General features: G+C 67.3%; 22 protein-coding genes and 4 tRNA genes. 12 read left to right on the top strand and 14 right to left on the bottom strand.

The genetic code is table 11. The features are described 5' to 3' along the window. The first annotated feature begins 44 nt into the window (after positions 1 to 44). Positions 45 to 2,546, top strand: a complete 2,502-nt coding sequence (gene pepN / locus AB3M83_RS09080) for an aminopeptidase N (protein WP_412947241.1) — start codon at positions 45 to 47, stop codon at positions 2,544 to 2,546. 60 nt (positions 2,547 to 2,606) lie between these two features. On the opposite strand, the gene AB3M83_RS09075 is transcribed toward pepN, so the two are convergent. The 4 genes from AB3M83_RS09075 to AB3M83_RS09060 all read right to left on the bottom strand — a co-directional run bounded on the left by AB3M83_RS09075 (position 2,607) and on the right by AB3M83_RS09060 (position 7,810). Continuing rightward, complete coding sequence (locus AB3M83_RS09075) at positions 2,607 to 4,751, bottom strand: 3-hydroxyacyl-CoA dehydrogenase NAD-binding domain-containing protein (RefSeq protein ID WP_412947238.1); 2,145 nt, start codon at positions 4,749 to 4,751, stop codon at positions 2,607 to 2,609. 11 nt (positions 4,752 to 4,762) lie between these two features. Beyond that, positions 4,763 to 5,965: a thiolase family protein gene (locus AB3M83_RS09070; protein ID WP_412947235.1), complete on the bottom strand. Its 1,203-nt coding sequence runs from the start codon at positions 5,963 to 5,965 to the stop codon at positions 4,763 to 4,765. Positions 5,966 to 6,036: 71 nt separating this feature from the next. Continuing rightward, positions 6,037 to 7,233, bottom strand: a complete 1,197-nt coding sequence (locus tag AB3M83_RS09065; protein ID WP_412947232.1) for a ribonuclease D — start codon at positions 7,231 to 7,233, stop codon at positions 6,037 to 6,039. Continuing rightward, entirely contained in the window at positions 7,226 to 7,810 is a 585-nt protein-coding gene (locus AB3M83_RS09060; protein WP_412947230.1) for a DUF3000 domain-containing protein, read from the bottom strand. Before AB3M83_RS09060 ends, AB3M83_RS09065 begins: the two co-directional genes overlap by 8 nt. 25 nt (positions 7,811 to 7,835) lie before the next feature. Between AB3M83_RS09060 and AB3M83_RS09055 the strand changes: the two genes are divergently transcribed. Then, positions 7,836 to 9,056, top strand: a complete 1,221-nt coding sequence (locus AB3M83_RS09055; protein WP_412947229.1) for an alpha/beta hydrolase family protein — start codon at positions 7,836 to 7,838, stop codon at positions 9,054 to 9,056. On the opposite strand, the gene AB3M83_RS09050 is transcribed toward AB3M83_RS09055, so the two are convergent. Beyond that, entirely contained in the window at positions 9,028 to 9,729 is a 702-nt protein-coding gene (locus tag AB3M83_RS09050) for a dihydrofolate reductase family protein (protein ID WP_412947227.1), read from the bottom strand. The genes AB3M83_RS09055 and AB3M83_RS09050 overlap by 29 nt on opposite strands. Positions 9,730 to 9,762: 33 nt before the next feature. Here AB3M83_RS09050 and zapE point away from each other — a divergent pair, with 33 nt between their 5' ends. The 3 genes from zapE to AB3M83_RS09035 all read left to right on the top strand — a co-directional run bounded on the left by zapE (position 9,763) and on the right by AB3M83_RS09035 (position 13,137). Then, on the top strand, positions 9,763 to 10,794 hold the full coding sequence (gene zapE / locus AB3M83_RS09045; RefSeq protein WP_412947225.1) for a cell division protein ZapE: 1,032 nt from the start codon (positions 9,763 to 9,765) through the stop codon (positions 10,792 to 10,794). A 165-nt stretch (positions 10,795 to 10,959) separates the two neighbouring features. Then, a complete protein-coding gene (locus tag AB3M83_RS09040; RefSeq protein ID WP_412947224.1) occupies positions 10,960 to 12,231 on the top strand; it encodes an ammonium transporter in 1,272 nt (423 codons plus the stop codon). 156 nt (positions 12,232 to 12,387) lie between these two features. After that, on the top strand, positions 12,388 to 13,137 hold the full coding sequence (locus AB3M83_RS09035; protein WP_412947221.1) for an MBL fold metallo-hydrolase: 750 nt from the start codon (positions 12,388 to 12,390) through the stop codon (positions 13,135 to 13,137). Positions 13,138 to 13,159: 22 nt separating this feature from the next. Here AB3M83_RS09035 and AB3M83_RS09030 read toward each other — a convergent pair. Beyond that, a tRNA-Val gene (locus AB3M83_RS09030) sits at positions 13,160 to 13,232 on the bottom strand. Between the two features lie 148 nt (positions 13,233 to 13,380). Here AB3M83_RS09030 and AB3M83_RS09025 point away from each other — a divergent pair. From AB3M83_RS09025 to AB3M83_RS08995, 7 genes are all read left to right on the top strand, one after another. Then, positions 13,381 to 13,452: transfer RNA gene (locus tag AB3M83_RS09025), tRNA-Gly, on the top strand. Between the two features lie 57 nt (positions 13,453 to 13,509). Next, positions 13,510 to 13,583: transfer RNA gene (locus tag AB3M83_RS09020), tRNA-Cys, on the top strand. A gap of 24 nt (positions 13,584 to 13,607) precedes the next feature. Next, a tRNA-Val gene (locus AB3M83_RS09015) sits at positions 13,608 to 13,679 on the top strand. A gap of 126 nt (positions 13,680 to 13,805) precedes the next feature. Beyond that, the gene (locus AB3M83_RS09010; RefSeq protein ID WP_412947219.1) at positions 13,806 to 14,723 is read left to right on the top strand and encodes a hypothetical protein; all 918 of its coding nucleotides are present in this window, start codon (positions 13,806 to 13,808) and stop codon (positions 14,721 to 14,723) included. Positions 14,724 to 14,882: 159 nt separating this feature from the next. Then, positions 14,883 to 15,608, top strand: a complete 726-nt coding sequence (locus tag AB3M83_RS09005) for a DUF3800 domain-containing protein (protein ID WP_412947217.1) — start codon at positions 14,883 to 14,885, stop codon at positions 15,606 to 15,608. Between the two features lie 476 nt (positions 15,609 to 16,084). After that, positions 16,085 to 16,399: a hypothetical protein gene (locus AB3M83_RS09000; protein WP_412947215.1), complete on the top strand. Its 315-nt coding sequence runs from the start codon at positions 16,085 to 16,087 to the stop codon at positions 16,397 to 16,399. Between the two features lie 33 nt (positions 16,400 to 16,432). After that, complete coding sequence (locus AB3M83_RS08995; RefSeq protein WP_412947213.1) at positions 16,433 to 17,338, top strand: hypothetical protein; 906 nt, start codon at positions 16,433 to 16,435, stop codon at positions 17,336 to 17,338. A gap of 64 nt (positions 17,339 to 17,402) precedes the next feature. Here the strand turns inward: AB3M83_RS08995 and AB3M83_RS08990 are convergent, their stop codons facing one another. From AB3M83_RS08990 to AB3M83_RS08955, 8 genes are all read right to left on the bottom strand, one after another. Beyond that, entirely contained in the window at positions 17,403 to 19,313 is a 1,911-nt protein-coding gene (locus AB3M83_RS08990) for a polysaccharide deacetylase family protein (RefSeq protein WP_412947211.1), read from the bottom strand. A gap of 116 nt (positions 19,314 to 19,429) precedes the next feature. Then, complete coding sequence (locus AB3M83_RS08985; protein WP_412947209.1) at positions 19,430 to 23,266, bottom strand: phage tail tape measure protein; 3,837 nt, start codon at positions 23,264 to 23,266, stop codon at positions 19,430 to 19,432. Continuing rightward, complete coding sequence (locus tag AB3M83_RS08980; RefSeq protein ID WP_412947208.1) at positions 23,259 to 23,468, bottom strand: hypothetical protein; 210 nt, start codon at positions 23,466 to 23,468, stop codon at positions 23,259 to 23,261. Before AB3M83_RS08980 ends, AB3M83_RS08985 begins: the two co-directional genes overlap by 8 nt. A 10-nt stretch (positions 23,469 to 23,478) precedes the next feature. Then, the gene (locus AB3M83_RS08975; RefSeq protein WP_412947205.1) at positions 23,479 to 23,955 is read right to left on the bottom strand and encodes a hypothetical protein; all 477 of its coding nucleotides are present in this window, start codon (positions 23,953 to 23,955) and stop codon (positions 23,479 to 23,481) included. Positions 23,956 to 24,098: 143 nt separating this feature from the next. Beyond that, positions 24,099 to 24,641 (bottom strand): hypothetical protein, encoded by a 543-nt coding sequence (locus AB3M83_RS08970; protein ID WP_412947204.1) that lies wholly within the window; start codon positions 24,639 to 24,641, stop codon positions 24,099 to 24,101. Positions 24,642 to 24,654: 13 nt separating this feature from the next. Continuing rightward, positions 24,655 to 25,029: a hypothetical protein gene (locus AB3M83_RS08965; RefSeq protein ID WP_412947202.1), complete on the bottom strand. Its 375-nt coding sequence runs from the start codon at positions 25,027 to 25,029 to the stop codon at positions 24,655 to 24,657. Between the two features lie 157 nt (positions 25,030 to 25,186). Continuing rightward, positions 25,187 to 26,017, bottom strand: coding sequence for a helix-turn-helix domain-containing protein (locus AB3M83_RS08960; RefSeq protein ID WP_412947200.1), 831 nt, complete (start codon positions 26,015 to 26,017; stop codon positions 25,187 to 25,189). 121 nt (positions 26,018 to 26,138) lie between these two features. Then, positions 26,139 to 26,339 (bottom strand): helix-turn-helix transcriptional regulator, encoded by a 201-nt coding sequence (locus AB3M83_RS08955; protein WP_412947197.1) that lies wholly within the window; start codon positions 26,337 to 26,339, stop codon positions 26,139 to 26,141. Positions 26,340 to 26,367 lie beyond the last annotated feature (28 nt).

The raw sequence follows: 26,367 nt of genomic DNA, 5'->3' as shown, positions 1-26,367 counted from the left end.
GGCGGCGGGCATCCCGGCGCCGGCCGGCGTGGAACGATGGTCGGATGAGCACTGCGAACCTCACCCGGGAAGAAACCGCCCAGCGCGCCGCCGTCATCGATCTCCGCACCGTTCAGGTCGCCCTCGACCTGCGATCGGCGACGGATGCCGGCGCCGCCGCCTTCTCGACCGTGAGCACGCTCCGATTCGCGGCGTCCGCGGACGAGACCTGGATCGACTTCCTCGGCGAGGCGGTCGACGAGGTCGAGGTCAACGGCGTCGAGCAGCCGGTCGAGTGGGACGGCGCGCGCATCCGCGTCCGTGGACTCGGGGCGGAGAACACCGTCCGCGTGCGCGCCCGCGGGCGCTACAGCCGATCCGGCGAAGGGCTGCACCGCTTCGTCGATCCGGTCGACGAGGCCGTCTACCTCTACACGCAGTACGAACCGGCCGACTGCCGACGCGTGTACCCGTGCTTCGAGCAGCCCGACCTGAAGGCTCGGTGGTCGTTCCGCGTCACGGCCCCGGCAGGGTGGACCGTGCTCTCGAACTTCGCCGAGACCGGCCGGGCCGACGTCGAGGGCGGTGTCGCCGTCGAGTTCGCCGAGACGCCGCCCCTGTCGAGCTACATCACGGCTGTCGCCGCCGGTCCCTACGCCCGGGTGGCGGGTCGATGGGAGGGCGAGGAGCAGGCGGTCGACCTGGGCGTGCTGTGCCGCGCCTCGCTCGCTCCGCACCTGGAGGCGGACGAGATCCTCGACATCACCCGCCGCGGCCTGGCGTTCTTCACGGAGCAGTTCGGGCAGCAGTACCCGTGGGGGAAGTACGACCAGATCTTCGTGCCCGAGTACAACCTCGGGGCCATGGAGAATCCGGGCCTCGTCACCTTCACCGAGGGATACGTCTTCCGCGGCAGGGCGACACGGGCACAGCGCGAAGCGCGCGCGAACACGATCCTGCACGAGATGGCGCACATGTGGTTCGGCGATCTCGTGACGATGCGGTGGTGGGACGACCTCTGGCTGAAGGAGTCGTTCGCCGATTTCATGGGATCGCATGTCGCGGCAGCCGCGGGCGGGTTCCCGGACGCCTGGGTCACCTTCGCCAGCCGCCGGAAGGGATGGGCGTACACGCAGGACCAGCTCCCGACCACCCACCCGATCGTCGCGGACATCGTGGACCTCGAGGCCGCGAAGCTGAACTTCGACGGGATCACCTACGCCAAGGGGGCGTCGGTGCTGAAGCAGCTCGTCGGCTTCGTCGGCGAGGAGGCGTTCTTCCGCGGCGCCCGGCGCTACTTCGCAGACCACGCGTACGGCAACACGACGCTCCACGACCTGCTGACCGCGCTCGAAGCCGCGTCCGGCCGTGACCTGCGGGCGTGGAGTGCCGCGTGGCTCGAGACCACCGGCATCCCGACGGTCCGCGTCGAACGCGCCCCGCTCGCCGTCGTCCAGGACATCGCCCGTCCGCACCGGCTGCGGCTCGGCCGGTACGACCTGGCCGATGCGCGGCTCGTGCCCCGGGGAGAGATCACCGTCGACGTCACGGGCGAGAGGACGCCGGTGACCGCGCCCGTGCTGGCCGACGCCGACCTGATCATCGCCAACGACGACGACCGCTCCTATGCGAAGGTGCGTCTCGACGAGCGTTCCACGGCAGCGGTCGCGGCCGGCCTGTCGACCCTCCCGGACGCCGTGACCCGCGGTGTCGTGTGGGCGGCGCTGTGGAACGCGACGCGGGACGGCGAGATGGCCGCGGCGCGCTACCTCGGGGTCGCGGCCGAGCACGCACCACGCGAAGCCAACCCCGCCCTCCTCGCCGACGTGCTCGGCCATGCGGCGTTCGCCGTGTCGCACTACCTGCCGGACGCGGATCGGGCGGCGGGCGCCGCCGGCTGGCTCGACGGAGCCTGGCGGGCGCTGCACGACGCGGCGCCCGGCTCCGACGAGCAGCTCGTCTGGGCCCGCGCGGTGGGGTCGGCCGCCGAGCACAGCGACGTCCGCGCGGCGGAGATGGCCGGCATGCTGGCGGGCGACATCGCGGCGCCTGACGGCCTCTCCCTCGATCCCGAGCTGCGCTGGTCGTGGCTGCTGGCGCTGGCGGCGACCGGGCACGCCGGCGAGGCGGATGCCGCGGCCGAGTTCGCGCGCGACGCGACGGCGACCGGGCGCACGGCGCAGCTCGCGGTGCTCGCGGCACGGCCCGATGCAGGCGTACGCGCGGCTGCGTGGCGCGCCGCCTGGGAGGACGACTCACTGACCAACGACCACCTCGACGCGACGATCCGCGGCGCTCGCGCCGGCGGCCGCCGCGATCTCGTCGCGGGTTTCGACGCCGACTACTTCGCGCGCATCCGTCCGGCGTGGGAGGAACGCAGCATCGAGATCGCGGCGCGCCTCGTCCGGGGGCTGTTCCCGGCATCCGACTCGACGGGCGACGTGGACGCCTGGCTCGAGGCGAACCGGGATGCCGCCGCATCCCTGCGACGGATCGCGCTCGAGCAGCGCGACCACCTCGCGCGGGACCTGCGGGTGCGGGCCGCGCAGGCGTCGCTCACCGCCTGAGGTTTCGGCACGCGCGACGGCCCCGAGCCGAAGACCCGGGGCCGTCGCGCGTTGCAGCCGTCAGCCGGCGATGCCTCGGATGGGCGGGTTGTGGAAGGTCCCGCCGAAGACCCGCTCGCTCGCGCCCTCGCGGTCGAGGTAGGGCGTCGCCCCGCCGTCGATGAAGGGCCAGCCGGCGCCGAGGATCAGGCAGAGGTCGATGTCCTCGACCTCCGGGACGACGCCCTCGTCCAGCATGAGTCTGATCTCCTGTGCCAGCCCGTCCTGCACCCGCCGGAGGATCTCCGCCGCAGGGGTGGCCGTCGACCCGGCGGCCTTCTTGACGATCCGGTCCGCCTGCTTGGTGAACCCGGTGACGCGGCCGCCCTTGTCCTTCTCGACGACCTCCGAGAGCTCCGCGAGGTCGTGGAAGTTCTCGTTGGCGTAGAACCGCTCCGGGAAGGCCGTCACCATCGTGTCCTGCACGTGCGCGGCGACCTTCCAGCCGACCAGGTCGATGAGCTGGAACGGGCCCATGGGCAGGCCCAGCGGACCGAAGGCCTTCTCCACGTCGGCGACCGGGGTCCCCTCGTACACGGCGCGCGCGGCCTCTCCCATGACCTTGGCGAGCAGGCGGTTCACGACGAACCCGGGGGCGTCGGCGGCGAGGACGGCGTTCTTGCCGAGGCCCTTCGCGACGACGAACGCCGTCGAGAGGGCGGCATCCGACGTCGTCGACGTCTTCACGATCTCGATCAGCGGCATGACGGCGACCGGGTTGAAGAAGTGGAAGCCCACGAGGCGCTCGGGGTGCGCCAGCTTCGCGCCGATCTCCGCGACCGAGAGCGAGGAGGTGTTCGTGGCCAGGATGGCGTCGTCCGCGACGACGGCCTCGATCTCGGCGAAGACGGACTGCTTCACGCCGACCTCTTCGAAGACCGCCTCGATGACGAAGTCGCAGTCCGCGTACCGGCTCTTGTCGGTCGTCCCGGTCACGAGGGCCCGCAGCTGGTTCGCGGTGTCCGCGTCCACGCGGCCCTTCGCCTCCAGCTTGCCGATCTCCTTGTGGATGTAGGCGACGCCCTTGTCCACCCGCGCCTGGTCGAGGTCGGTGATGAGCACGGGGACCCGCAGCTTCCGGACGAACAGCAGCGCGAACTGGCTCGCCATCAGTCCGGCGCCGATGACGCCCACCTTGGTGACCTTCTTCGCGAGGGTCTTGTCGGGGGCGCCGACGGGACGCTTGGCCCGCTTCTGGACCAGGTCGAAGGCGTACATCGAGGCCGCGAACTGGTCGCCGGTCACGAGGTCCGCAAGGGCCTCGTCCTCGCGGGCGAAGCCCTCCGCCTTCGTGCCGCTCCTCGCCTTGTCGAGCAGGTCGAGCGCGGCGTAGGGCGAGCGCGGCATGGTGCCGATCTTCGATTCGAGCATGGTGCGCGCGACCTTGATGGCCAGGGGCCACTTCGTGAGTCGCTCGATCTTTCCCGGCTCGTTCTTCCGCGGGACCTTGACGGTGCCGCCCAGCACGCCGTCGGCCCAGCGGAGGGAGTCCTCGAGGTAGGTCGCGGCGGGGAAGATGGCGTCCATGATGCCCAGGTCGAACGCCTGCGCCGGCTTGAGCACCCGGTTCTGCTTGAGCGGGTTCGAGATCACCACCTCGAGCGCGTTCTCGATGCCGATGAGGTTCGGCAGGAGGTAGGCGCCGCCCCAGCCCGGGATGATCCCGAGGAACACCTCGGGCAGCGCGATCGCCGCCGCCGACGCGTCCACCGTGCGGTAGGACGAGTTGAGCGCGATCTCGAGACCGCCGCCGAGCGCGAGCCCGTTCACGAAGGCGAACGAGGGGACACCGAGCTCGGACAGCTTGCCGAGGACGTGGTGCCCCAGCTGCGCGATGAGGCGGGCGTTGTCCTTCGAGCCGACGCTGCTGACCTCGCTCAGGTCGGCGCCGGCCGCGAGGATGTACTGCTTGCCGGTGATGCCGACCGCCTGGATCTCTCCCGCGGCGGCGCGCGCCCGCAGGCTGTCCAGGGTCTGCCCGAGTGCGGTGAGGGTCGCGGGGCCGAGCGTGTTCGGCCGCGTGTGGTCCCGACCGTTGTCGAGCGTGATGAGGGCGAGCACCGCGCCGCTGGCGAGGGTGATGTCGCGGACGGGCGACTGCGTCACGACCTCGCTGTCCGAGAGGGCGAGCAGGGGCGAGAAATCGATCTGGTCGTAGTTCGTCATTCGCAGGTGCCTTACTTCTTCTTGCCGTTGTAGTGCGGGTTCTCCCAGATGACCGAGCCGCCCTGACCGAGCCCGACGCACATGGCCGTGAGGCCGTAGCGGACATCGGGTCGCTCGGCGAACTGGGCGGCGAGCTGGATCATCAGGCGCACGCCGGATGCCGCGAGGGGGTGGCCGAGGGCGATCGCACCGCCCCACTGGTTCACCCGCGGGTCGTCGTCGGCGATGCCGAAGTGGTCGAGCAGCGAGAGGACCTGGACGGCGAAGGCCTCGTTCAGCTCGAACAGGCCGATGTCGCCGATCGTGAGTCCCGCCTTTCGCAGCGCCTTCTCCGTGGACGGGATGGGACCGATGCCCATGATCTCGGGCTGCACACCGGCGAACGCGTACGAGACCATCCGCATCTTGGGCGTCAAGCCGAGCTCCTTCACGGCGCCGCCGCCGGCGAGCAGCGACATCGTCGCGCCGTCGGTCAGGGGCGAGGAGGTGCCGGCGGTGACGCGGCCGTGCGGGCGGAAGGGCGTCTTGAGTGCGGCGAGGTCCGCCATCGTCGTCTGCGGGCGGCGGCCCTCGTCCTCGGTGGCGAGTCCCCAGGCGCCTTCCGCATCCTTGATGGCGACCGGAACGAGGTCGGCCTGGAACCTCCCGGCCTCGTACGCGGCCTGTGCCTTGTGCTGGCTCAGCATGCCGAAGCGGTCGGAGCGCTCCTTGGTGAGCTGCGGGTAGCGATCGAAGATGCGCTCCGCCGTCACGCCCATGTTGAGGGCGCCGGGGTCGACCATCTTCTCCGCGACGAAGCGCGGGTTCGGATCGGCGTTGCCGCCGATCGGATAGTGCCCCATGTGCTCGACACCGCCGGCCAGGGCGATGTCGTACATGCCGACGCCGATCGATCCGGCCATGGTGGTGACGCTCGTCATCGCCCCCGCGCACATGCGGTCGATGGCGAATCCGGGCACCGTCTGGGGGAGACCCGCGAGGATCGCGACCGACCGGCCCAGCGTCAGCCCCTGCTCGCCGGTCTGGCTCGTCGCAGCGATGGCGACGTCATCGACCCGCTCCGCCGGAACCGCCGGGTTTCGCGCCATCAGGCCGATCGTCGCCTTGACGGCGAGGTCATCGGCCCGGGTGTTCCAGTACATGCCCTTCTCGCCGGCGCGCCCGAACGGGGTGCGCATTCCGTCGACGAAATAGACGTCCGAAAGCTCGGCCACACTGCCTCCAATGGTTGGGATTTCTCCAGCCTAGGGAGCCCGTGGCACGGGAAAAATCGGTTGGGTCGAACCTACGAACCGTCCTCGGGCACGTCCTCGGCCGCATGCACGGATTCCACAAAGGCGGCGGCGATCACCTGTGCGGTCTGTGCAATCTGCCAGCCGCGCGCGCCATGCTCTGCAAGCGCAGCGCCGACGGTCTCGGGCGTGATCTCGGCCGGCGGAGACCACGCGACGCGCCGCAGCGTGTCCGGGGTGAGGAGGTTCTCCGTCGGCATGCCGAGCTCGGCCGCCTGCGCCTCGACGGCGGGACGCGCCGCCTTCAGACGTGCATCGGCGGGCGGGTTCCGATCCGCCCAGGCGCGGGGCGGCGGCATCCCGTCCCCGGATCCTCGTTCGGACGGGAGGAGGGGGTCGGCGCGACCCGCCTCGATCGCGGCCCACCACCGGTCGAGCTGCGCGCGGCTCGCGCGGCCGGTGAAGTCCTTCACCCGGGCGAGGTCGGCCTTCGTCGCGGGGTTGGCGGCGACGGCGGCGACGAGTGCGCGATCGGGCACGAGGCGGCCGGGGGAGACGTCCTCCTCGCGGGCGAACTCCTCGCGGGCGGTCCAGAGCGCGCGGGCGATCGCGAGCGCCCGGCGGCCGCGGACGCTGTGCAGTCCGCTCAGTCGGCGCCAGGGCTCTTCGCGGGGCGGCTTCGGCGGACGCACGCGGACCGCCTCGAACTCCTCCTCGGCGAAGGCGGTCTTGCCCTGCTCGGCCAGTTCCGCGACGAGGGCGTCGCGGACGTCGATCAGGTGGAGGACATCGAGTGCGGCGTACTCGAGCCAGGACTGCGGCAGCGGTCTCGTCGACCAGTCCGCGGCCGAATGGGCCTTCGCGAGAGCGATGCCGAGGGTGTCCTCCACCACCGCGCCCAGGCCGACGCGCTCGTGACCGAGCAGCCGCGCGGCCAGCTCGGTGTCGAAGATGCGCGGCGGTTCGAGGCCGTCCTCCCGCAGCGACGGCAGGTCCTGGCTCGCGGCGTGCAGGACCCATTCGAGGTCGCCGATCGCGTCCTGCAGGGGGGAGAGGTCGCCGATGGCGGGTGGGTCGAACAGGAACACACCCGCGCCCCGCCGGAACACCTGGATCAGGTAGGCGCGCTGCGAGTACCGGAACCCGGACGCCCGCTCCACGTCGACGGCCACAGGTCCCGTACCGGCCGCGAGGGCGGCCGCCGCTTCGGCCGCCGAATCCCGATCGGCGATGACGTCGTACTCAGTCACGTAAGCTCCGCTGCCCGCCGAATACGGCGATGTCCTCCGACCCGGGCGGCAGGCCGGCCAGCATGCAGACCAGCTCCGCCCAGGCGTCCATGTGGCGCGTGAGGTCGCCGGCAGGCGACCACGACGCGCGCAGTTCGATCTGTGCGCCATCCCCCTCGGCGGCGAGCGTCCCGAAGCCCTTCGACAGCGTCTTCGTCGCCGTCCCGGATGCCGCCGAGAAGGCGGCGTCGCGCGTGCTCAGGGCGTCCACGAGCCACGACCACGCGACGTCCGCGAGCAGCGGATCGGTGCCGATCTCGGGTTCGAGGGGAGCCTGCGCGAAACACACGATGCGCCACGGCCCGCCCCAGGAGTCCGGCTCGTCGGCGTCGTGCAGGATCACGATGCGGCCCGTGCCGAACGGCGAGTCGACCCCGTCCGCCTCGGGCCGGACGTCACCCGCGAAAGCGATCGCCTCGGGGGCGAGCGAGCCGGGCGCAGGGATCTCGCGGACGACGAAGTCATCGCGGAACCGCTGAGCGCGCAGCGCCTCACCGGCGGCGGTGAAGGCGGGAGTGGCTCCCGGGGGTTGATTCACGCCGACAGACTAGAATGGCGGGACCATGAAGGCTTCCAGGCGCGCCGTGCCCGACGGTGCCCGACCCGGCTCCGTCGCGCTGGTGCGCGGAGCGGTCGTGGCGCTGACCACCGCCCTCGTCAGCGTGACGGGGCTGCTCGCCTTCCTCGCCGGCCGCGCCGCGCGTCAGGTGGTGACGCCGGCGGCCCGCGTCGCGGACACCCGGCTCGTCGACGTCGACACGGCCGCGCAGACGATCACGCTGGACCGCACCGCGCAGACGGTCCTGCCCGGTCGGTACGGGCTGTTCACCACCGGGACGCAGGACTATCTGAAGCTCGGCACGGTCCTCACCGCCGACGACGCCACGGTGACCCGGAAGCTCCTCACCCAGATCGGCGCCGATGACCGGCTCTCGGGGGCGGCGGCGTTCAGCGGCTGGTACTTCACCCGTCCGGAGGAGCTGCATCTGCCCTTCGAGTCGATCAGTGTCCCCACCTCGCTCGGTCCGGCCCCGGCGTGGGTGTTCCCCGCACCGGCGCCCACCGATGTCTGGGCGATCCACGTCCACGGCCGGGGGACGACGCGCTCCGAGAGCCTCCGGGCCGTCCCCGTCTTCCATGCCGCCGGGATCACCTCGCTGATCGCGTCCTACCGCAACGACGGCGAAGCGCCGCCATCGGCCGGCGGCACCTCTGCGCTCGGGGCGACCGAGTGGAGCGATATCGACCAGGCCATCGCCTCGGCCCGGCGCCGGGGCGCTCGTCGCGTGGTCCTGTTCGGATGGTCGATGGGCGGGGCGGTCGTCCTGCAGGTCGCGCTGAACTCCGCGCACCGCGACCTGATCGCGGGGATCGTGCTCGATTCCCCCGTCGTCGACTGGCGGCAGGTGCTCACCCATCAGGCGCGTCTGATGGGCCTGCCGGGGCCGCTCGCGAAGGTCGCGCTCGACGCCCTCGGGCGCTCCTGGGCGGGCCGACTCACCGGCTCGGACGTCGCCATCCCGTTCGACGAGCTCGATCTCGTGTCGCGGGCCGCCGAGCTGACCTCGCCCACCCTGATCCTGCACAGCAACGGCGACGACTTCGTCCCGCCGGACGCGTCACGGCTGCTGCACGCCGCACGACCCGAGCTCGTGGAGTTCGAGGAGTTCGAGGTCGCCGGCCACACCAAGCTGTGGAACTACGACGAGGAGCGCTGGGCCGCCGCCGTCCACGGCTGGCTCGCGCGGCACGGGCTCACGGGCGCTGCAGTCGCAGGTAGCTGAACCCGTCCTCGTCGACGAGCATCCCGACCGGCTCGGTCGCGATGCGCTCGGCGAGGTCGAGGAACGGCGACGCGGCGGGGACGAGCGCGGGCGCCGCGGTCACGCAGAACTCGTCGACGAGCCCGGCCCCGGCGAACTGCGATGCCAGCGACGGGCCGCCCTCGCACACGATGCGCCGGAGCCCTCGGCCGGTCAGCGCGGCGACGATGCCGGATGCCGCGATCGGACCCTCGCCGGGAAGCCGCACCACGGTCAGCCCGTGCAGGGCCGGCGGGGCTGGGGCGCCCGCCGGGAGGATGACCAGCACCTGGTCGTCGGTTCCGTCGGGATCGAGGGAGAGCCGATGACCGGCGAGGTTGCCCGAGGTCGAGACGACGGCGAGCCGCGAGCGACGCGGAAGGACGTATCCCTCGGCCCGCACCGTCTGCGCCCCGACGACGACGACGTCTGCATCCGCCCGGATGACGCCGAGGATGGCGCGGTCGACGCGGTTCGTGAGAGTGTCGCTCGTGCCATCGGCTCCCGCCGCGGCGCCCGTCAGCGTCGTGATCATGTTCACCCGCACGTATCCCCGGTCGTCCCGGGCGTAGCGCCGGGCCAGCCAGGCGCGGCCCTCGGGGGTCGCGGCATCCGTTCTCTCGCCGGATCCCGGCAGCACCTCGGTGACCAACACGCCGTCATCCTCGCACGCCGCTAGGGTTGGAGGGTGTCCCTCGCCTCCGCCGGAATCGTGCATCTGAGCGAACGTCACCCACAGGTCAGCGGAGCCGAGATGGTCGCCGCCCTCGTGCCGCCGCCCCAGTTCGACGGGGCGACGTTCGACACCTACCGGGCCGACCCGCAGTACCCGTCGCAGCAGGAGGCGAAGGACGTGCTCGCGCGCTTCAGCGGCGCGACAGCCGGCCCCGCCGCGAAGGGCGGCTTCTTCCGGCGTGCCAAGCGCGCGCCCGAGATGAAGCCCGGGTTCTACCTCGACGGCGGCTTCGGCGTCGGCAAGACGCACCTGCTCGCCTCGATCTATCACGCGATGCCGGCCCGCCGGAAGTACTTCGGGTCGTTCATCGAGTACACCGCGCTCGTCGGCGCCATGGGATACCAGAAGACCGTGGAGCTGTTCCGCGGCGCCGACCTCCTCTGCATCGACGAGTTCGAGCTCGACGATCCCGGCGACACGATGGTCATGACGCGCCTCATCGGCGAGCTGGTCCCCACCGGCACGAAGCTGGCCGCGACATCCAACACCCCGCCGAACGCGCTCGGCGAGGGGCGGTTCGCCGCGCAGGACTTCCTCCGCGAGATCCACGCGATGTCCGACAACTTCCAGACGATCCGCATCGACGGCACCGACTACCGTCAGCGCGCTGTCGACGGGCACGCCGTGGTGCTGACGGCATCCGCCTACGAGAAGGCGGTGTCGGATGCCGCAGGCTCCGCCCCCGCGACGGACGACGCGTTCGCGGACCTCGTCCGGCACCTCGCGACCGTGCACCCGTCCCGGTACATCCGTCTCATCGAGGGGATCGGGGAGATCGGCATCCGTGACGTGTTCACGCTGGACGACCAGTCGGCGGCGCTGCGGCTCGTCGCCTTCGTGGACCGCGCGTACGACGCGCAGATCCCGATCCGTGCGACCGGTGTCGCCCTCGACCAGGTCTTCGGCGAGGACATGCTCGGCGGCGGGTACCGCAAGAAGTACCTGCGCGCCATCTCGCGCATGGTGGCTCTCACCCACTCCTGAGCTCCTCCACGCCGCTTCAGCGGCAGCGCGAAACCTGATGTTTACGCGAGCGGCACCGACGTAACGGACGCGAAACACGGTTGCGCCGCCGGGCGAAACTGGCGACCTCGACACTGGGGACACCCGACGCGACACCTGCGTCCCTGCAGAGAGGTTTCCTTCGAGATGGATCAAGGCAACACAGCATTCATACTCATCGCGGCCGCATTCGTCCTGCTGATGACGCCCGGGCTGGCGTTCTTCTACGGCGGCCTCGTCAAGGCGAAGAGCGTCATCAGCATGATGATGATGAGCTTCGGCGCACTCGGCCTGATCGGCGTCCTGTGGGTCGTCTTCGGCTATGCGATCGCCTTCCCCGGTGCTGAGGGCACCCTCGGTCCCTGGGCGATCGACTGGAACGCCATCGGCCTCACCAGCCTGCTCGAGCCGGTGGCGGAGGACGCGACGTACCCGCCGATGGCCTTCGTGTGCTTCCAGGCCACGTTCGCGATCCTCACCGTGGCGCTGGTCTCCGGCGCGATCGCCGACCGCGCCAAGTTCGGCGCCTGGATGGTCTTCGCCGGTGTCTGGGCGACGGTCGTGTACTTCCCGGTCGCGAGCTGGGTCTTCAACTTCGGCCTCGCCGAGGACGGTTCGTTCGCCTACGGCGGCTGGATCACCCACGGCCTGCAGGAGGCGTTCGGCGTCGGCGCGATCGACTTCGCCGGTGGAACCGCTGTCCACATCAACGCCGGTGCGGCGGCCCTCGCCCTCGCGCTGGTCCTCGGCAAGCGCGTCGGCTTCCAGAAGGGCGTCCACGTCCCGCACAACCCGCCGTTCGTCCTGCTCGGCGCCGGTCTGCTCTGGTTCGGCTGGTTCGGCTTCAACGCCGGCTCGGAGCTCGCCGCCGACGGCACTGCGGCACTCGCGTTCATCAACACCATCGCCGCTCCCGCCGCCGCGCTGCTGGCGTGGCTCGTCGTGGAGAAGATCAAGGACGGCAAGCCGACCTCCGTCGGCGCGGCGTCCGGTGCGGTCGCGGGTCTCGTCGCCATCACCCCGGCGTGCGCTTCCATCGACCCGATCTGGGCGATCCTCCTCGGCATCATCGCCGGTGTGGTCTGCGCCCTCGCGGTCGAGCTCAAGTTCAAGCTCGGCTTCGACGACTCGCTCGACGTCGTGGGCATCCACCTCGTCGGCGGTCTCATCGGAACGCTGTACCTGGGCTTCTTCGCCCGCGGCACCGGCCTGTTCATGGGCGGAGACCTGACGCAGCTGCTGGTGCAGGCCATCGCCGCCGTCGCGGTTCTCGTCTACTCCTTCGTGCTGGCCTACGTCATCGGCTTCGCGATCGAGAAGACGATCGGCTTCCGCGTGAAGAACGAGGACGAGATCGCCGGCATCGACACGGTCGTGCACGGCGAGGCCGGTTACACCCTGGCAGACGCCAAGGCCTGACCTGCTGGTCCCGGACGGGGCGTCGCGGAGAGATCCGCGGCGCCCCGTCCGCCGTGTCCGCGGGCTGACGCCGCGGGCCGCCGGACGCCTGCGACAGGCTGCGGCGGCAAGTCAATCCCCTGGGAGGCGCGCGGGGCGCGTCCGTAGCGTGCGGGGATGGCCGAATCATCGTGGACCGAAGTGGCGCCGGGGTTCTTCGCCCTCACGACCGCCTACACGAACTGCTATCTGGTGCGGACGGCCGACGGGCTGACGCTCGTCGACGCGGGGCTTCCGGGGACGCGGAAGACGCTGACGGAGCTCCTCCGGCACCTGGGCGCGCAGGAGAGCGACATCGACGCCGTCGTGCTCACCCACGGGCACTTCGACCACGTCGGGATGGCGCGGGGGCTGTCCGGGGCGGGGGCCCGGGTCGTGGTGCACCCGAGGGATCAGCATCTCGCGCGGCATCCGTACAGCTACAAGCCGGCGACCGCCCGCGTGCCCTACCTGCTGAGCCACCCCCGCGGAGTGCCGGTCATCGCGGCGATGGCGGCGGCAGGGGCGCTCGGGGTGCGCGGCGTGCATGCGCAGCCCGACGTCGTCGACGGTGAGCCCGTGGACGTGCCCGGACGCCCGCGTGCGCTGTGGACGCCGGGACACACGGACGGGCACTGCGCGCTCCTGTTCGAGCAGGCGGGCGTCCTTCTGGCGGGGGACGCGATCGTCACCCTGGATCCGTACACCGGGGAGACCGGGCCGCAGATCGTCGCGCAGGCGGCGACGACGGATGCCGCGATGGCGCTGGACTCGCTGGAGGTGCTGGAGCCCACCGATGCGCGGCTGGTGCTCACCGGTCACGGCGAGGCGTGGACCGACGGCATCCGGACGGCCGTCGCGCAGGCACGGCGGGTCGGCGCGCACTGACGCTCGGCGGAGAAGAAGACGGTGGGCGATGCCGGACTCGAACCGACGACCTCTTCCGTGTGAAGGAAGCGCGCTACCAACTGCGCCAATCGCCCATCTGGCCACGAGGGCCAGTCATCGAGCATACCGGATGGCCGCGGCGTCTCCGTACCGCTCGGCGAGACACGCGCGGGGTGCCATCGGTTTTGCGCTCGACCGAACTTCGTCTAAAGTAATTCGAGTGCCCAGGGAAACCAGGGACACGCGGATGTAGCGCAGTGGTAGCGCATCACCTTGCCAAGGTGAGGGTCGCGAGTTCGAATCTCGTCATCCGCTCGAGTGTGGGGAATCTCCCTCTCCGGGGAGATCGCGTCACGTGGTCAAACCACACACGGTGGCGTGGCCGAGTGGCTAGGCAGCGGCCTGCAAAGCCGTCCACACGGGTTCGAATCCCGTCGCCACCTCCACTCACAACTCAACAGCCTTCACAGGCGCGATTGGCGCAGCGGTAGCGCGCTTCCCTGACACGGAAGAGGTCACTGGTTCGATCCCAGTATCGCGCACAGACAAACCCCCGGTTACCCGGGGGTTTTTTGTTGCCCGAAAGTCGATGTGCAACATCCGTGCAAGATCATTATCGCGCTCCGTGCAATAGTGCAAACGCTCCGCTGTCCCAGTAGAACTTCCCCATGACCAGGGAAAACGCAGCGGTTGAAGCTGCAACAACACAGGAATCTGCCGAGCGCTCGAGCACTGTCGCGCTCGGGCCAAATGGAGAGACGGCCGAGTACGTCTTCGTGACCCCAGAGATGGCGGTGGGGTGGCTCGCCGCGAACATCGATCGCAACCGCAACGTCAAGAAGAGCCGCATCAACGGCTACGTGCGGGACATCCAGAACGACAACTGGGTGCTCACAGGTGAGGCGATCAAGTTCGACACGACGGGTCGGTTGATCGACGGGCAGAACCGGTGCCACGCAATCATCGCGGCCGGCAGGGGAGCGTGGGTGCTCGTCGTACGAGGGATCAGTGAAAGTGCTCTTGTTGTGCTCGACTCGGGGTCCGCTCGCAACACGGGGGACATGTTGATCATCACCGGGCTTGCGGAGAAAGCGGACGCGAAGGACATCGGCGCAATCGCTCGACTGCACGTCGCTTGGAAGGCGGGCGATGTGAAACACGCCGCGTCGCACATCGGAGGCAGCACGCAACTCACCAAGACTGAGATGGCAGACGCCGTCCTGAGCATCGAGAACGTCGACTTCGCTGCTCGACATGCACGCGCCATGTATCGGTACCTGCGTCTACCGGTGAGCGCCTTGGGGGTGGCTTTCCTCGAGTTCTCCGCGATCGACACCGACGACACCGCAGAGTTCTTCAATCGCATCCGGGATGGCATCCAGAACGGTCCTGGTGACCCCTTCCTGACGCTTTCCCGCCGTGTGACGAACGACCTACAGGCTGGGGCATCTCGGCGCATCCTGCCTGGCCAGGCGCTTTTCTACCTCTTCCGCACTTGGAACGCGTTCCGGACCGACGAAACGTTGGTGAAGCTACAGATTGGATCGCCGCAGGCTGGCTTCACTCCGATCCCGGTGCCGCGGTGAACGCGGCGTTGGAGGGAAATCTGGCCGCGGCGGCGCGTGCCTGGAGTCGCACATTCAGCCTCGGTGCGCGTCAGAGAAGACGCGTGATTGCGCCCGCGTTACCCCCGCGTTGGGCAGTAACGTCTTGGTCTGTCGCACCGAACTGGCAGAATCTCGCATATGCCTGCGCATCCGAAACTCCCGAAGGACCATCCGGTCGCCACATGCTTCCTTGATGAAACCGGATCGATCTCGAATGATCGGTTCTTTGGTGTCGGGTTGATCAGTATCGATGAACCGTCTCGGCTACTCCGTAAAGTTCAGAATCTCCGCGATCGCAGACATTGGTACAAGGAGTTTCATTTTGCGAGCGTCACGCAGGGCACCCTGGACCTCTACAAGGAACTCGTAGACATCACCCTCGCGACAGACGGTGTTCACTTCTACAGCTTCATTGCTGACCGCAGCGTCGCGGATCCGGTTCAGCGCTTCGGCGACCGCTGGACCGCTTACCGGAAGATGGCCGAACAATTGGTCGTCGCGAGCGTTCCCCGAGGCGCCGTGGTCGCTGTTGTTGCGGACAACTACTCGACCCCTGCGGCCGTGCTCTTCGAGGAAGAACTGAGATTCAGCGTCAACCGGCGATTGAAGAGGCTGGCGGTCCAGTCCGTCTACCGGGCTGACAGCCATGCCTTCGACGGGTTACAAGTTGTCGACCTATTCACGTCGGCCGCTGCCTACGAGTTCCGCGCTGCCGCAGGCTTGGCTTCGGGCCACAACGTTAAGGGACAGTTGGCGAAGCATGTCCGGGATCAACTTGGCGCAACCTCGTGTCTTGAGGGTTGGCGCGACGCCGACCACAGCATCCAGGTCTACGATCACGGCAACGGTAAGCCGGGGAAATGAAGAACGACCCCGGCAGAAGCCGGGGTCGTTCTACAAGAGCCGGGCTATAGACCAGAGGTCCACACCCGTAGCAACCAGCTTATCACTCGAGCCCCTCGATTGGCTAATCAAGGCGTGGATTGGTCCGCCTGATGTCCCTCATCCTCCCCGTAGTCCGGGCAGGTCGTCGCCGTCGGTCGGCCGTTCGATCCAAGGCACGTCGAGGAAGTGCCCGCACCCGCCACAGACGTAGCCGGCGTCCGCGTCACGCATGACCGTGCCACAGAACGGACAGGCCGGTTGTGCGCCCGCTTCGAGCCCGTCGTCCGGTAGCCGCGTCATGCGCACAGCTTAGAGCGGCGGGAAGCTCCGACGGGGCAAGCTGGAACGCGTTCGGCCGCACGTCAGGGGGAGGTGGAGCTTCCCGCCTTCGCGATGGTACTGCATGCGAACGCATGGGGCACGGAACGTCGGACGTCCATGCCATCGTTCGTTGAGTGAGCACGAACCGCCGCTACGCCGATGCGGTGGATGCTCGTATGAACGAGCGAGCCGTTGAGGTTGTGGCGCGCGGTGCACAGTTGCAGTCGCTCACCGCCCTCGAGTTGCGACTCGATGAGGTGCCGCTGACTGTTGACCCTCGGCCGCGCCGGCGGGTGAAGGCGTGGGTTCGGTTCGGGGAAACACCAGTGCGGGTGGATGCAACCGCAGCTAGGTGGACGCCGGACGCCGTGGGGATCGTCTTCATGATCGGCGGCGAGGAGTACCGGTGCTGGGTTTGGTCCGGCGCGGTGGGCGAGGTCTCGATCTAGATAGAGTCGGCTCGTCAAGCTCAAGGGGGATGTATGCCGCTCGAATGGCCCATCATGCAACACACCGCCGGCGACATGCCGAGGGAACAGCAAGCGGAGATCAGCCGCCACCTGGATTTTTATGCCGACCAGGTTCTGGGGCTGCTCGGACCCGAGGGCCTCGATCGTTGGGCATCCCCGCTGTGGCAGTCATGGGAGCTTTTTGTCGTCGCTGACGGGTCGACCTGGATGGCGGGTTTCTACCCCTCGAAAGGCGGCACGCCTCGCGTGATGTTCTTCACATGGCGGGGCGTCTTGAACGAGACGAAGCTCCAATCCGTGATGCAAAGAGAACTCGGGGTGCAGGCAACGGTGGTCGTCACGGGTCCGAATAACGCTGAGACTTCGCAGACCCATGCTCTTCTGGGCGCTCAGGCGCGTACGCATGTCGATTCACTCGTAATGTCAGCACGGGTGGGGACGGTCGCCGAGGACTACCCACACCTGGCGCCCTACATCAATGCCTTCCTCGAGGATCATCCGGGGCCGTCGAAAAACGTCTTCATCATGATGCGATTCGCAAAAGCCAGGCCACTTGGCGAGGCCCACGCGACCATCAAGAGCACCCTCGCTGCACGGGGTCTCCACGGCGTACGGGCCGATGACCGGGATTACACCGGCGACGTCTGGTCCAACATCGAGCTTTACATGGCACTCTCCCATTACGGAATCGCAGTGTTCGAGGACGTGGCGAACCGGGATTTCAACCCCAACGTCTCGCTCGAGCTCGGCTACATGCTCGGACAGAAGAAGCGCGTGCTCCTCCTGAAGGAACAAAGCCTGCCAACGATGCCGGCCGACGTCGTACATAAGCTGTACCGCTCCTGGGACGCATTCGACGTGGAGAACACCGTGGGAGGTCAGGTCGCTCACTGGTTCGACAACGACATCCGCATCTGATTGGTGAGAGCCGCGCAGCCCCGACCGCCTCGAGAGGCAGCCGGGGGCTGAACTATGGAGGAAGTTAGAGCGCGTTGATTACGTCGCCCGCCGCGACGATGGGCATACCGAGGGTGGCAATGTAGTCGACGAGCTGTGTGAAGTCTGACCAGAGCCAGCCGTTGGAGCTTGGTGCGCTTGTGGGCAGGTCGTGGGTGACGATGTTGACCCAGAGCCCGTCCGCGTAGGCAGAGTCGACCATCGCCTTTGCCTGAGCAAGGCTGACGGATGCGCCGAGGACGATCGCGGATGCACTGTACCGGTGGTCAGACGTGGGTGTCATTAGCCGGGTGTCGTTGGTGCGCCCGTAACCGAAGTAGCGTCGCACGCTCTCGACTGACTTCTCGTCGAAAGGGCCGACCGGGTAGGCGTAGGACACCATCGGTGGGAAGCCGTGATCGAACGCCCACTGTCGCCCGGCGCGCATAGCTTCTTCGAGCGCTTCCTGGGTGAGGGTGGTGACATCGACGTGGCCGGCGTCGTTCATGGCGTGGAAGCCAAGCTCTGCGCCGTAGCTGAACACCGCCTTGCGGAGGTCGTCTTCGGTGTAGTAGCTGCCGCTCAGCCCGAGGCGTCCAATGATCGGGAACAGGCTGACCGTGCCACCCTTGCGGGCAATGTACTCGGCTGCCTTGATGTGTTCTTTCCAGGTGTCGTCGCAGGTGAAGGAGGCTGCCCCGTGGGGGAACTTCGAGACACCCTCGGTGTACTTCGACACGCCGCCGAACTTCACTGACACCGGGTCGCCTGCGCCGCCGACATCGCCGAAGAAGATGCGGAAACCTGTTGATCCTCCGCGGGTGGGTGAACCGGTGCGGGTCTGGTCGAGCACGGCGAACGGCACGAATAGCGGGGACCACTCGTCCTCCCACAGGGTGGACTTGCCGCCGCTCGGGAGGGTGAGGTTGACTCGGAATCGGTTCGCGAAGGTGTTGTCGCCCACGTCGAGGTAGAACTGCGTGAGACGCATCCGGTTCTTGACCTTCAGCCAGAACACGAGACCCTTGCTTGTGAGGTCGAAGTCTTGCCCGGTGACCTGGAACTTCACCGACGAACCTGCACCGCTGACGGCGGTCGCAGAGATGCACCGGTCGCCGATCGCCCAATCGGACGTGTCATTCAGGTTGTTCGTCCCGGTAGACGCTCCCGTCCAAGGATGACCAGCCACGAGCGGGGCGACGGTGGTCATCGGCGGTCGTGGCGTGCGCTTGCGGTCGAAGAGTGACGTGGACGCGAACGCACCGGCCAACTCGACCCGCATAGGCGACGCAGAGTCAGCCGCCTGGTCGCCGATGGCCTCGTTTGCGATCGACGCACTTGTGGCGTTTAGTCCAGCTTCGGTGAGTCGGGTGGGCAGGTTCGGCTCGGGGATCTTCTTGCCCGAGTCGAGGGGTGCGACACCGTTGGGTGCGTCACGCTGGACGGATCCGGCAGCCTCAACCGCCAGATCACGCGCCTCGACAGCGACACCCGCAGCAGACGTCGCCTGATCGACGACAGCCTGCCAAATCTGAACCTGGTTACCCGGGGACGGCGGAACAGGGACAATCTCGGAGAAGTCCAGCACGCCACCGACAGGGGCAGGGAAACTGGTCTGCACGTTCGGGAAGTTCTCACCCGACACGGTGACCCTCCACGTCCACCCGTTCGGGATCATGTCCGTATCGTTCGACGCGATGAGCCGCACACCAGGCAGACCATCCGGACCGATCAGCACGCCATCCTCATCGGTCACAGCCGGGACCGGGTCGATGGCGATGGTGCGCTTCTGGGAGGGGATCTTCGCGAGGGCAGGCTTCAGGTCCGGCGTAAACCAGAACTGCAGACCGATGGCGGGTATGGCATCGGGGTCGCGATCGGGATCCGACCCGTCTGCGACGCCCCGTGTGAATGTGCCGGTGATCTCGCAGACACCGATGTTTGAGGGAAGTGCCATTCTCAGTCCTTCGTCTTGGCGGCAGGCCGCTTGGGTGCTTCGCTCATCACGTTCCTCTGATGCCGCGTCTTGCCGCGGCTCGATGCCGCTCTCGGCAGAAGCGCGGTGAGGGTCCGCTAACGCACGCCGCGCATGGCTGCGAGGTGCGCGTCTTGCGCGTCGGCAGACCGATCAGCGGAGCGAACGTCCCGAACGGCTGCCGCCGTCATTGACGCGATGAGGCGGGCGCTCTCGACGGTCACAACGGAGGTCACGGGCCCAGCCGCAGCAGCACCGAAACCGACCGGGCCACCATTCACGAACCGCGGCAACGTCGGCTGCAGACGCTTCAACGACTCGACCGCCGCCTGCCCGCCCGCGCGCTCGACCTGAGCCGCCGACCACACGTTCTCGCCGTTCGACAGAAGCGCCGGAATCGAATCCGACGTAGACGAACCCGGCCCGTAAATCGGACCACCGAACGCCTTCTTCTGAACCTTCGTGTTCGAGCCCTTATTGAGCGCATCCGTGATGCCCTTGATGATCTTCGTCGTCTCGCGCTTCAACTGATCCCGGATCGCATCCGAGTTCTTCTTCGCCTCACGAACCTGCTTCTCAGCGCTATCGATCAGCTTCTCGAAGTTCGCATCCGCGACCGTGTCGCCCGACTGGTTCGAATATTTGTTGATCGTCCCGTACGAAGAGTTGATCGACTTGATCTCCGCCTTCGACGCCTCCAACAGCGCATCCACAATCGGCTCACCCTGCTCAATACCAAGCAGCGCGACCTCCTCAAGCAGAGCCGGATTCAGCCCCTTCTTGGACAGTCGCTTCAACTTCTCAGCGAACCGCTTGATCGCCGACGCATCCTTCTTCATGGTCGACGCAATCGACTTCGCGGACGTCGTGTCCTGCTGGGTCGTCGTCACGCCTGCGCCGGCAACAACGATCCCGTTGACGACCTTCGTGGACGACGAGCCCGTGGTCACAGTCTTCGACGTCGCCAGGTCGCCCGCGTTGAAGAACGACCGCACCGCCGAAGCCACGCGCGATGCCATCGACGACGCGGCATCCCGCAGATCCGACAGCTTGTCCTTCGCCTTGTCCAGACGAGCCGCAGCCTCATCGGCCCGCTTCTCGAGGCGCGTGAACGCCTTCTCGGACTTCAGCGCATCGTCACGAAGCCGCTTGCCATACTTGCCGCCAATGTCAGCCGCGATGTCGAACAGCTTGTCGACCAGCGACAGGGCGTTACCGCCCAGACCATCCGCGCGAGCCTCACCGCGACGAACATCACGGTTCCACTGCACAACCTGAGACCGGTCGATCGCATACGACACCTTGCCGCCCGAAGCGAACGTGGGGAGAGTTCCGGTCATCATCGCTTTGCGCCAGGCGTAGATCCTGTCGTGGCCGCCGGCGCGCTCGACTTCCGCTGCGGTGATGACGTGCTCACCGTTCGACAGCATCGCCGGGATCGAATCTGAGGTGCCGGTGCCCGGTCCGAAGATGGGGCCGCCAGTCGCGCGTCCGGGGCGTTCCGCGCCCGTCTCGACGCTCTGCGTGGCGCGGTAGTTGATCGTGCCTTGGAGCTTCCCGTATCGGTTGATGAACCCCTGCAAGGTGTTCACTGCGGATGCGACATTCGCGGTGAGACTCATCGTCATGTTTTCCGGCAGTGCATCCACTGCGGACTTCACGTCGGCGAGAGCGCCACGAACCTGGTCAGCGGACCCGAGCTGCTGGTCTGCCCACCTGCGCGCGGCGCCTTCGGACTCGCCCATGGCGATGCGCTGCTGCACGATGGCTTCGCGGCCCGCCTGCCACTTCGAAGTGGCCTCGTCGACGGAGCCTCCGTTCTCGAGGATGGCCTGAGCGGCGTCACGGTGCGCGGACTCGACCTCCCGCATCGAATCGCGCAGGCGGATCGACTCGTCATTGGTGCCGTTGAGCGACGCCTTCTGGTTCTCTGCGGCGTCCTTGAGCGTGTTGATCGCGCCCTGTGCCCCGTCGATCGCGTCGGCCATACCCATTGCTCCGCCGGCTACGCCGTCGAGCGCGGCAACAAGGGAATCCAGGTCGGCTGCTGCTGCGTCGGCTTCTGCAGCCAGAACTTCGGTCGCTGCCGCGGCGTCTGTTGTCGCATCCTTGGAGCCGCCTAGAGCGAACTGCAGGAGTACCTGATCGTCCGCAGCCAGACCAGCTGCGTCGGCCTGTGCAACAAGGTTCGCGCGCAAGGTCGATGAGCTGTCGATGAGAGTCAGAATGTTGTCATCGGTGAGCCCGTAGGTGTCCTGCAGTGCCGTGAGTGTCGCGGCGAGCTCGTCGGGGGAGGCTTTCGCGAGCGCGTCGCCGAGGTTGGTGACGGAGGCGGAGAGCTGGTCAAACCACAGATCGATTGGGTCGTTGCTGTTCGCGGACGGTCGTCCTTCTCGCATCTGATCGAGTACCTCGCTGAGGTCCTTGATATTGGCTTTGACGTTCTCGATCTCCCACGGGAACGCCGTTCCCTCGACGGATTGTGCGAGCGCCTTGTCGAGGCTGCCCTTTGTGAGCGTGTTTGCGAGCTCGGAGGACTCAGCCTCAATACCCCGAAGTGCATCACCCACAGCCTCAAGGCCGGCGACTGCCGCTCCCACGGCGGCGAATACCCCGACAGCACCCGCTACCGTTCCCAGTGCTCGTCCTGCCCGCTGGGCGGTGGGACCGAAGCCGTCCATCGCTGCCTGGAACTCAGCGACCTTCGGAACCGCGAGGAAGAACGCACCACCAGCCAGACCCGCAGCAGCACCCACAGCACCCACGCCGAGGGCGGCCTGCTGTGCCCAGTCTGGGAGGTCGTTGAAACCGTCGACGACCTCGGTGATGCTCTGCACGAGCGCACGCAGAGGACCGTCCGCGCCCGAACCCATCGCGATCAAGGCTGAGTCGAATGCGCCACCTAGAGCCTCGACGTCACCCTTCAGGTTGTCGAGCTTCGTGCGGGCCGTGTCGGCCGCGTAGCCCTGCTCGTCAACCTTGTCGGTCCACTTCTGGATACCCGCGGCGCCCTCATCCAGCAGAATGGTCGCGCCGCGGATAGCGTCCTGGCCGAAGATCATCGCCAGCGTCGTCTGCTTCTGCTGCTCTGACATCCCCGCGAGTGAAGTCTCGAGCTCACCCGCAAGACCAGCCAGGCCGACGAACTGGCCCGAACTGTCGTAGGCGTTGATCCCGAGCTCCTCCATGAGCGCGGTGACTTCCTTGGTCGGGTTCGCCAGCCGCAGAAGCATCGTGCGCATCGACGTGCCCGCGTCAGACCCGAGCATGCCCGCCGAAGCGAACGCCGACAGAACTCCGACGGACTCCTCGATGGACACACCGAACTGATTCGCGACGAGACCCGCCTGGTTGAGCGCCTGGCCCATGTCGGCGACATCACCCATGGCCTTGCCAGCGCCGGCCGCCAGAAGGTCGGCGACATGAGACGCCTCGCTCCCGTCCAAGCCAAACTGCTGCAGAGTCGTCGCCGCGATCTCGGCCGCCTCCGCGACACCCAGGCTTCCAGCCGCCGCGAGATCCAAGGATCCCGCGAGACCGCCCGAGAGGATGTCTGACGCACTCAGGCCCGCCTTCGCGAGCTCCTCGATCGCGTTCGCCGACTCCGTCGCGGAGAAGACGGTTGAAGCGCCGGCGTCGATCGCAGCCCGCCGCAGGGCATCGAGGTTGTTCTTCGCGTCCTGACCAGTCGCTGCGACGTTGGAGAGCGCGGCATCGAAGTCTGCGAAGCGTTTGACCGCGAGACCGACACCGGCAGCCATCGCACCACCGGTGGCGAGCATGCTGCGACCCAGCAGGTCGAACGCCTGCCGCTGCTGGGTGAGCTTCTCCGCTTCCGTGCCAACAGAGCGGGTGGCCTGAGCGGCCTTCAGCATGTTGGCCTGATAGTCCTGAACTTGCGCGCTCAGTTTTACGCGCACCACCCGGTCAGACATTGCGGGCCCCTTCGTCGCCGTCGGTGCTGAGGCCATCCCACGCTGCTTGCAGAGCCGCGACAGCAGCTAGGGCTTCCACGACGACGCATTCTTTCGCCGTTGGGTTCTTCAGCCGGCTGAGACGCACAAGGCGCTCCTGTGTCATTCGACGAAACTCGGGCCGATTCAGGTCCGGGCGATTGATTGGGTAGTTGCCGTCCATTGAGTTCCGTTCAGAAGTTGTCGTTGCCAAAGAGGTCGTTCACGAAGTGGCGCTCCTCACGGTCGTTGCTTGCGCCACTGACCCGGACTGACCCCTCGCGCGGCGCGACGTTCCCGGTCGCCCTCTGCTGCGCCGCCAGCCGCGCCAGGCGTTCCGCCTGCATCGCGAGCGTCGTTTCGTCGGTAGAAGTCATGAACTCGTCGCGAAGGTCTATGGGCACCGCATGGTGAAGCGCGAGTGCGTCTCGGCGAGCCTCGAAGCGTGCCTGCGCTAGCGCCTGCTCCTTTTCTCCGATCAGTCGTTCCATCTCATCGACGGCTTCCGCAGTCCTCGCGACCTCTTCGTAGTCCGATGGCCGCGAGCGTCGCAGCCGCTCCTGGACGATCTGGTCAACCTCCGACTGCGTGAAGCGCCGAGCGCTCACAACGGCGGCGACATCCGCGGGGGAGGGGGACGGGGAGTCATCAACGGCTGCGTCATCGCTCATTGGGGCCACCAACTTCCGTGAAAAAAAAGGACGGGGAGAGACGATCCCAAAACCCTGAGGTCTTTCCCCGGAGCCTTGAGGGGGACCCCGCCCTGGGGTCTCGATCTGTTTGAGTGCGCGCGGTTGCCATTGCGTCTGATCTGTCAGCTCGCGAAGATGGCGTACTGCATGGTTCGCTCGAGTCCCGCGTCCCTGGTGTCGATGAGGGTCTGCAGCTCCCGCACGGTGTCTGCGTACTCGGGCTTGGCGTGGGTGAATACCTGCGCGACGCCATGCCAGCGTTCCTGCGTCGCTCGATCGAAGATGGCGTGTGCGAGGTACAGGTCGTCCTGTCGGAGGGCGCGCTCGATGAGGGCCTTGGCTTCGTCCGCGTCTGCGATTCGGTCAGTGCGGTCCTGCGCATCGCGATAGGAAATGATCGAGGATGCGGTCGGCTTGGTTGGCGCTTCGATGATCGCTTTGCGGCTGTTGATGGCGGCGTTGATCACGGCCTCTTCCCGCTGGCGCAGGGCACCCAGGTCGGCCTTGGCGTGCGCGTAGGCATCTGCTTTCTGGTCTGACTTGCCGGTGTCGCTGAGCGTCGCATCGTTCTGGATGCTGGTCACGTTCTGGCTGTAGGTGCGCTGCACGCTTGTGGCGGATTCGCGGATGCTTGCGATCTCGGCTTCGAGTGATTCGAGTCCCATGTGTGTGAGTCCTTCAGTTCTTGCGCCGGCTGGCGATGTAGGTTCGGGCGTCGTCGTTCGTGATGAGCCATGTGCCGTTGACCTGGGTGGCGGGGAGATGGTTCTCCCGGATGTCTTTTCGGATGGTGGTCTCCCCTCTGCGTGATGCCCGATGTAGTTGCGGAACTGTCCAGTACTCACGTTCCTCTGATGCCGCCTCTTGCCGCGGTTCAGTGCCGCCCGCGGCAGATTCGCTCAGAATGGCTTTCTGCATGTCGTGAACGATCCGGTAGGCGACGTTGTCGTTACGCTTGAACTGCTTGAGAAGGCTGGCGAGGTTCGCCTCCTGGAAGACGATGCGCAGTTCTGCCATCGACATGACGTAGTGATTGGTCAGTGGCGCACCCATCAGTCCTTCCTCCTGCGGCGGGGGGAGGTGATATCGATCACCGGTTCCGAATGCTGACGTACCTGGTCGTAGTACTTCGCCAGTTCTTGAGCGAAAGCAGCAGGGTCGTTCCAGGTCCGCGTGAGTTCGTCGAAGTTGTCCGGCCTGGGGGCGATCATCAGAAGTTCACCCCTTCCGGCAGTTCTAGCTGCCAGGGCCTGACGTCGCATAGCGCGCAGGTGTTGTCCACGGTGAGCTTGTGTCGGCCGGCCGCGCATTCGGCAGCCTGGAGGGAGGCGACTACAGCCAGGTTCCGGTCGTCGACCGATTCGCGCGCCCCCTTGAGCGACGGAACGGGGAGATCGTCGGTCCATCGTTCTTTGCGAAGCCACGAGCTCAGCGCAGGAACGAAGCGCACCTCGGAGGCGGACCGCGCGTATGCCTGTCCGAACCGGGAGACGTCATGCTCCAGTTCTGTGACCGAACGGCGACGCGCTGCCTTCTCGAACGCATCCTTCGAGTCTCGCTTTTCGACCTTCTTCGGCCAGTTCTTCCACGCCCGCTCGAATGCCTCAGCGGGAGAGACTGAATGATCCTCTGAGTGATAACCCTGAGTGATCTCCTCTGCACCGGCTGTGGTCTGGGTAGGCGGCGGCTCAGAGCCGGTTAGGTTGCGGCTGTCAGCCTTGTAGGTTCCCGGCCTAGTGGGCGCTGCGCCTTCTAGGCTTGCAGCCGCGTAGGCGGTGTCGACGGTCGTCAGGTCGGACGTTCTGTACCCGCCCGCGCCGGTTCGGCGCTTTCGCTGGATCACCCCCAACCGCTCTAGTTCGCGGAGCCCTCGGCGAACAAAGTCGGGCGAGCTGCTGACCATCTCCGCGATCGTCTGCTGACCGACGAAGGTCTGGTGCGTCTTGTCGTCGGTGCGGTGGCAGAGGGCCGTCAGCACGACCTTTTCCCGCATCTCGAGATCAGGAAGGTTGTACGCCCATTCGGCGTCACGAAAACCCATCAGGCGATCACCTCGCCCGCGCGATTCGCCTGCGATCGGCGCTTGATCGGGGTATTCTTGACGGAGATCAGCCGGCCAGCCAGATCTTCGACAGCCGCCTCCGGGCGGCTTTCGTTTGCGTTCACTCGCCCGCACCTCCGATGTAACGAAGGGGTCGGGCTGACGCGACGATGTCTTCCAGGCGCACGCGAATAAGACGCGGTCCGAAACGTCGAGCTTCGATCTCGCCGCGAGTGATCATCCGGCGAACGGTGTCGGTACTGAGCGAGTAGTGCTTGGCCGCTACTTCGATCGGAACCCAGGGAGTGTCCGTGTGGGACATGAGGAAAGCCTCCGGAGCATGAGAAGTG

This window comes from Microbacterium pasadenense (genome assembly GCF_047246565.1).
Taxonomy (GTDB): Bacteria; Actinomycetota; Actinomycetes; order Actinomycetales; family Microbacteriaceae; genus Microbacterium.
Note: the sequence above shows the minus strand (reverse complement) of the source record. Positions and strands in the feature narration are given on the sequence as shown.

Coding starts and splice junctions, on each gene's coding strand:
- pepN (WP_412947241.1), top strand. CDS start 45: ATGAGCACTGCGAACCTCACCCGGGAAGAAACCGCCCAGCGCGCCGCC.
- AB3M83_RS09075 (WP_412947238.1), bottom strand. CDS start 4,751: ATGACGAACTACGACCAGATCGATTTCTCGCCCCTGCTCGCCCTCTCG.
- AB3M83_RS09055 (WP_412947229.1), top strand. CDS start 7,836: ATGAAGGCTTCCAGGCGCGCCGTGCCCGACGGTGCCCGACCCGGCTCC.
- AB3M83_RS09040 (WP_412947224.1), top strand. CDS start 10,960: ATGGATCAAGGCAACACAGCATTCATACTCATCGCGGCCGCATTCGTC.
- AB3M83_RS09035 (WP_412947221.1), top strand. CDS start 12,388: ATGGCCGAATCATCGTGGACCGAAGTGGCGCCGGGGTTCTTCGCCCTC.
- AB3M83_RS09010 (WP_412947219.1), top strand. CDS start 13,806: ATGACCAGGGAAAACGCAGCGGTTGAAGCTGCAACAACACAGGAATCT.
- AB3M83_RS09005 (WP_412947217.1), top strand. CDS start 14,883: ATGCCTGCGCATCCGAAACTCCCGAAGGACCATCCGGTCGCCACATGC.
- AB3M83_RS08995 (WP_412947213.1), top strand. CDS start 16,433: ATGCCGCTCGAATGGCCCATCATGCAACACACCGCCGGCGACATGCCG.
- AB3M83_RS08990 (WP_412947211.1), bottom strand. CDS start 19,313: ATGGCACTTCCCTCAAACATCGGTGTCTGCGAGATCACCGGCACATTC.
- AB3M83_RS08985 (WP_412947209.1), bottom strand. CDS start 23,266: ATGTCTGACCGGGTGGTGCGCGTAAAACTGAGCGCGCAAGTTCAGGAC.
- AB3M83_RS08980 (WP_412947208.1), bottom strand. CDS start 23,468: ATGGACGGCAACTACCCAATCAATCGCCCGGACCTGAATCGGCCCGAG.
- AB3M83_RS08975 (WP_412947205.1), bottom strand. CDS start 23,955: ATGAGCGATGACGCAGCCGTTGATGACTCCCCGTCCCCCTCCCCCGCG.
- AB3M83_RS08970 (WP_412947204.1), bottom strand. CDS start 24,641: ATGGGACTCGAATCACTCGAAGCCGAGATCGCAAGCATCCGCGAATCC.
- AB3M83_RS08965 (WP_412947202.1), bottom strand. CDS start 25,029: ATGGGTGCGCCACTGACCAATCACTACGTCATGTCGATGGCAGAACTG.
- AB3M83_RS08960 (WP_412947200.1), bottom strand. CDS start 26,017: ATGGGTTTTCGTGACGCCGAATGGGCGTACAACCTTCCTGATCTCGAG.
- AB3M83_RS08955 (WP_412947197.1), bottom strand. CDS start 26,339: ATGTCCCACACGGACACTCCCTGGGTTCCGATCGAAGTAGCGGCCAAG.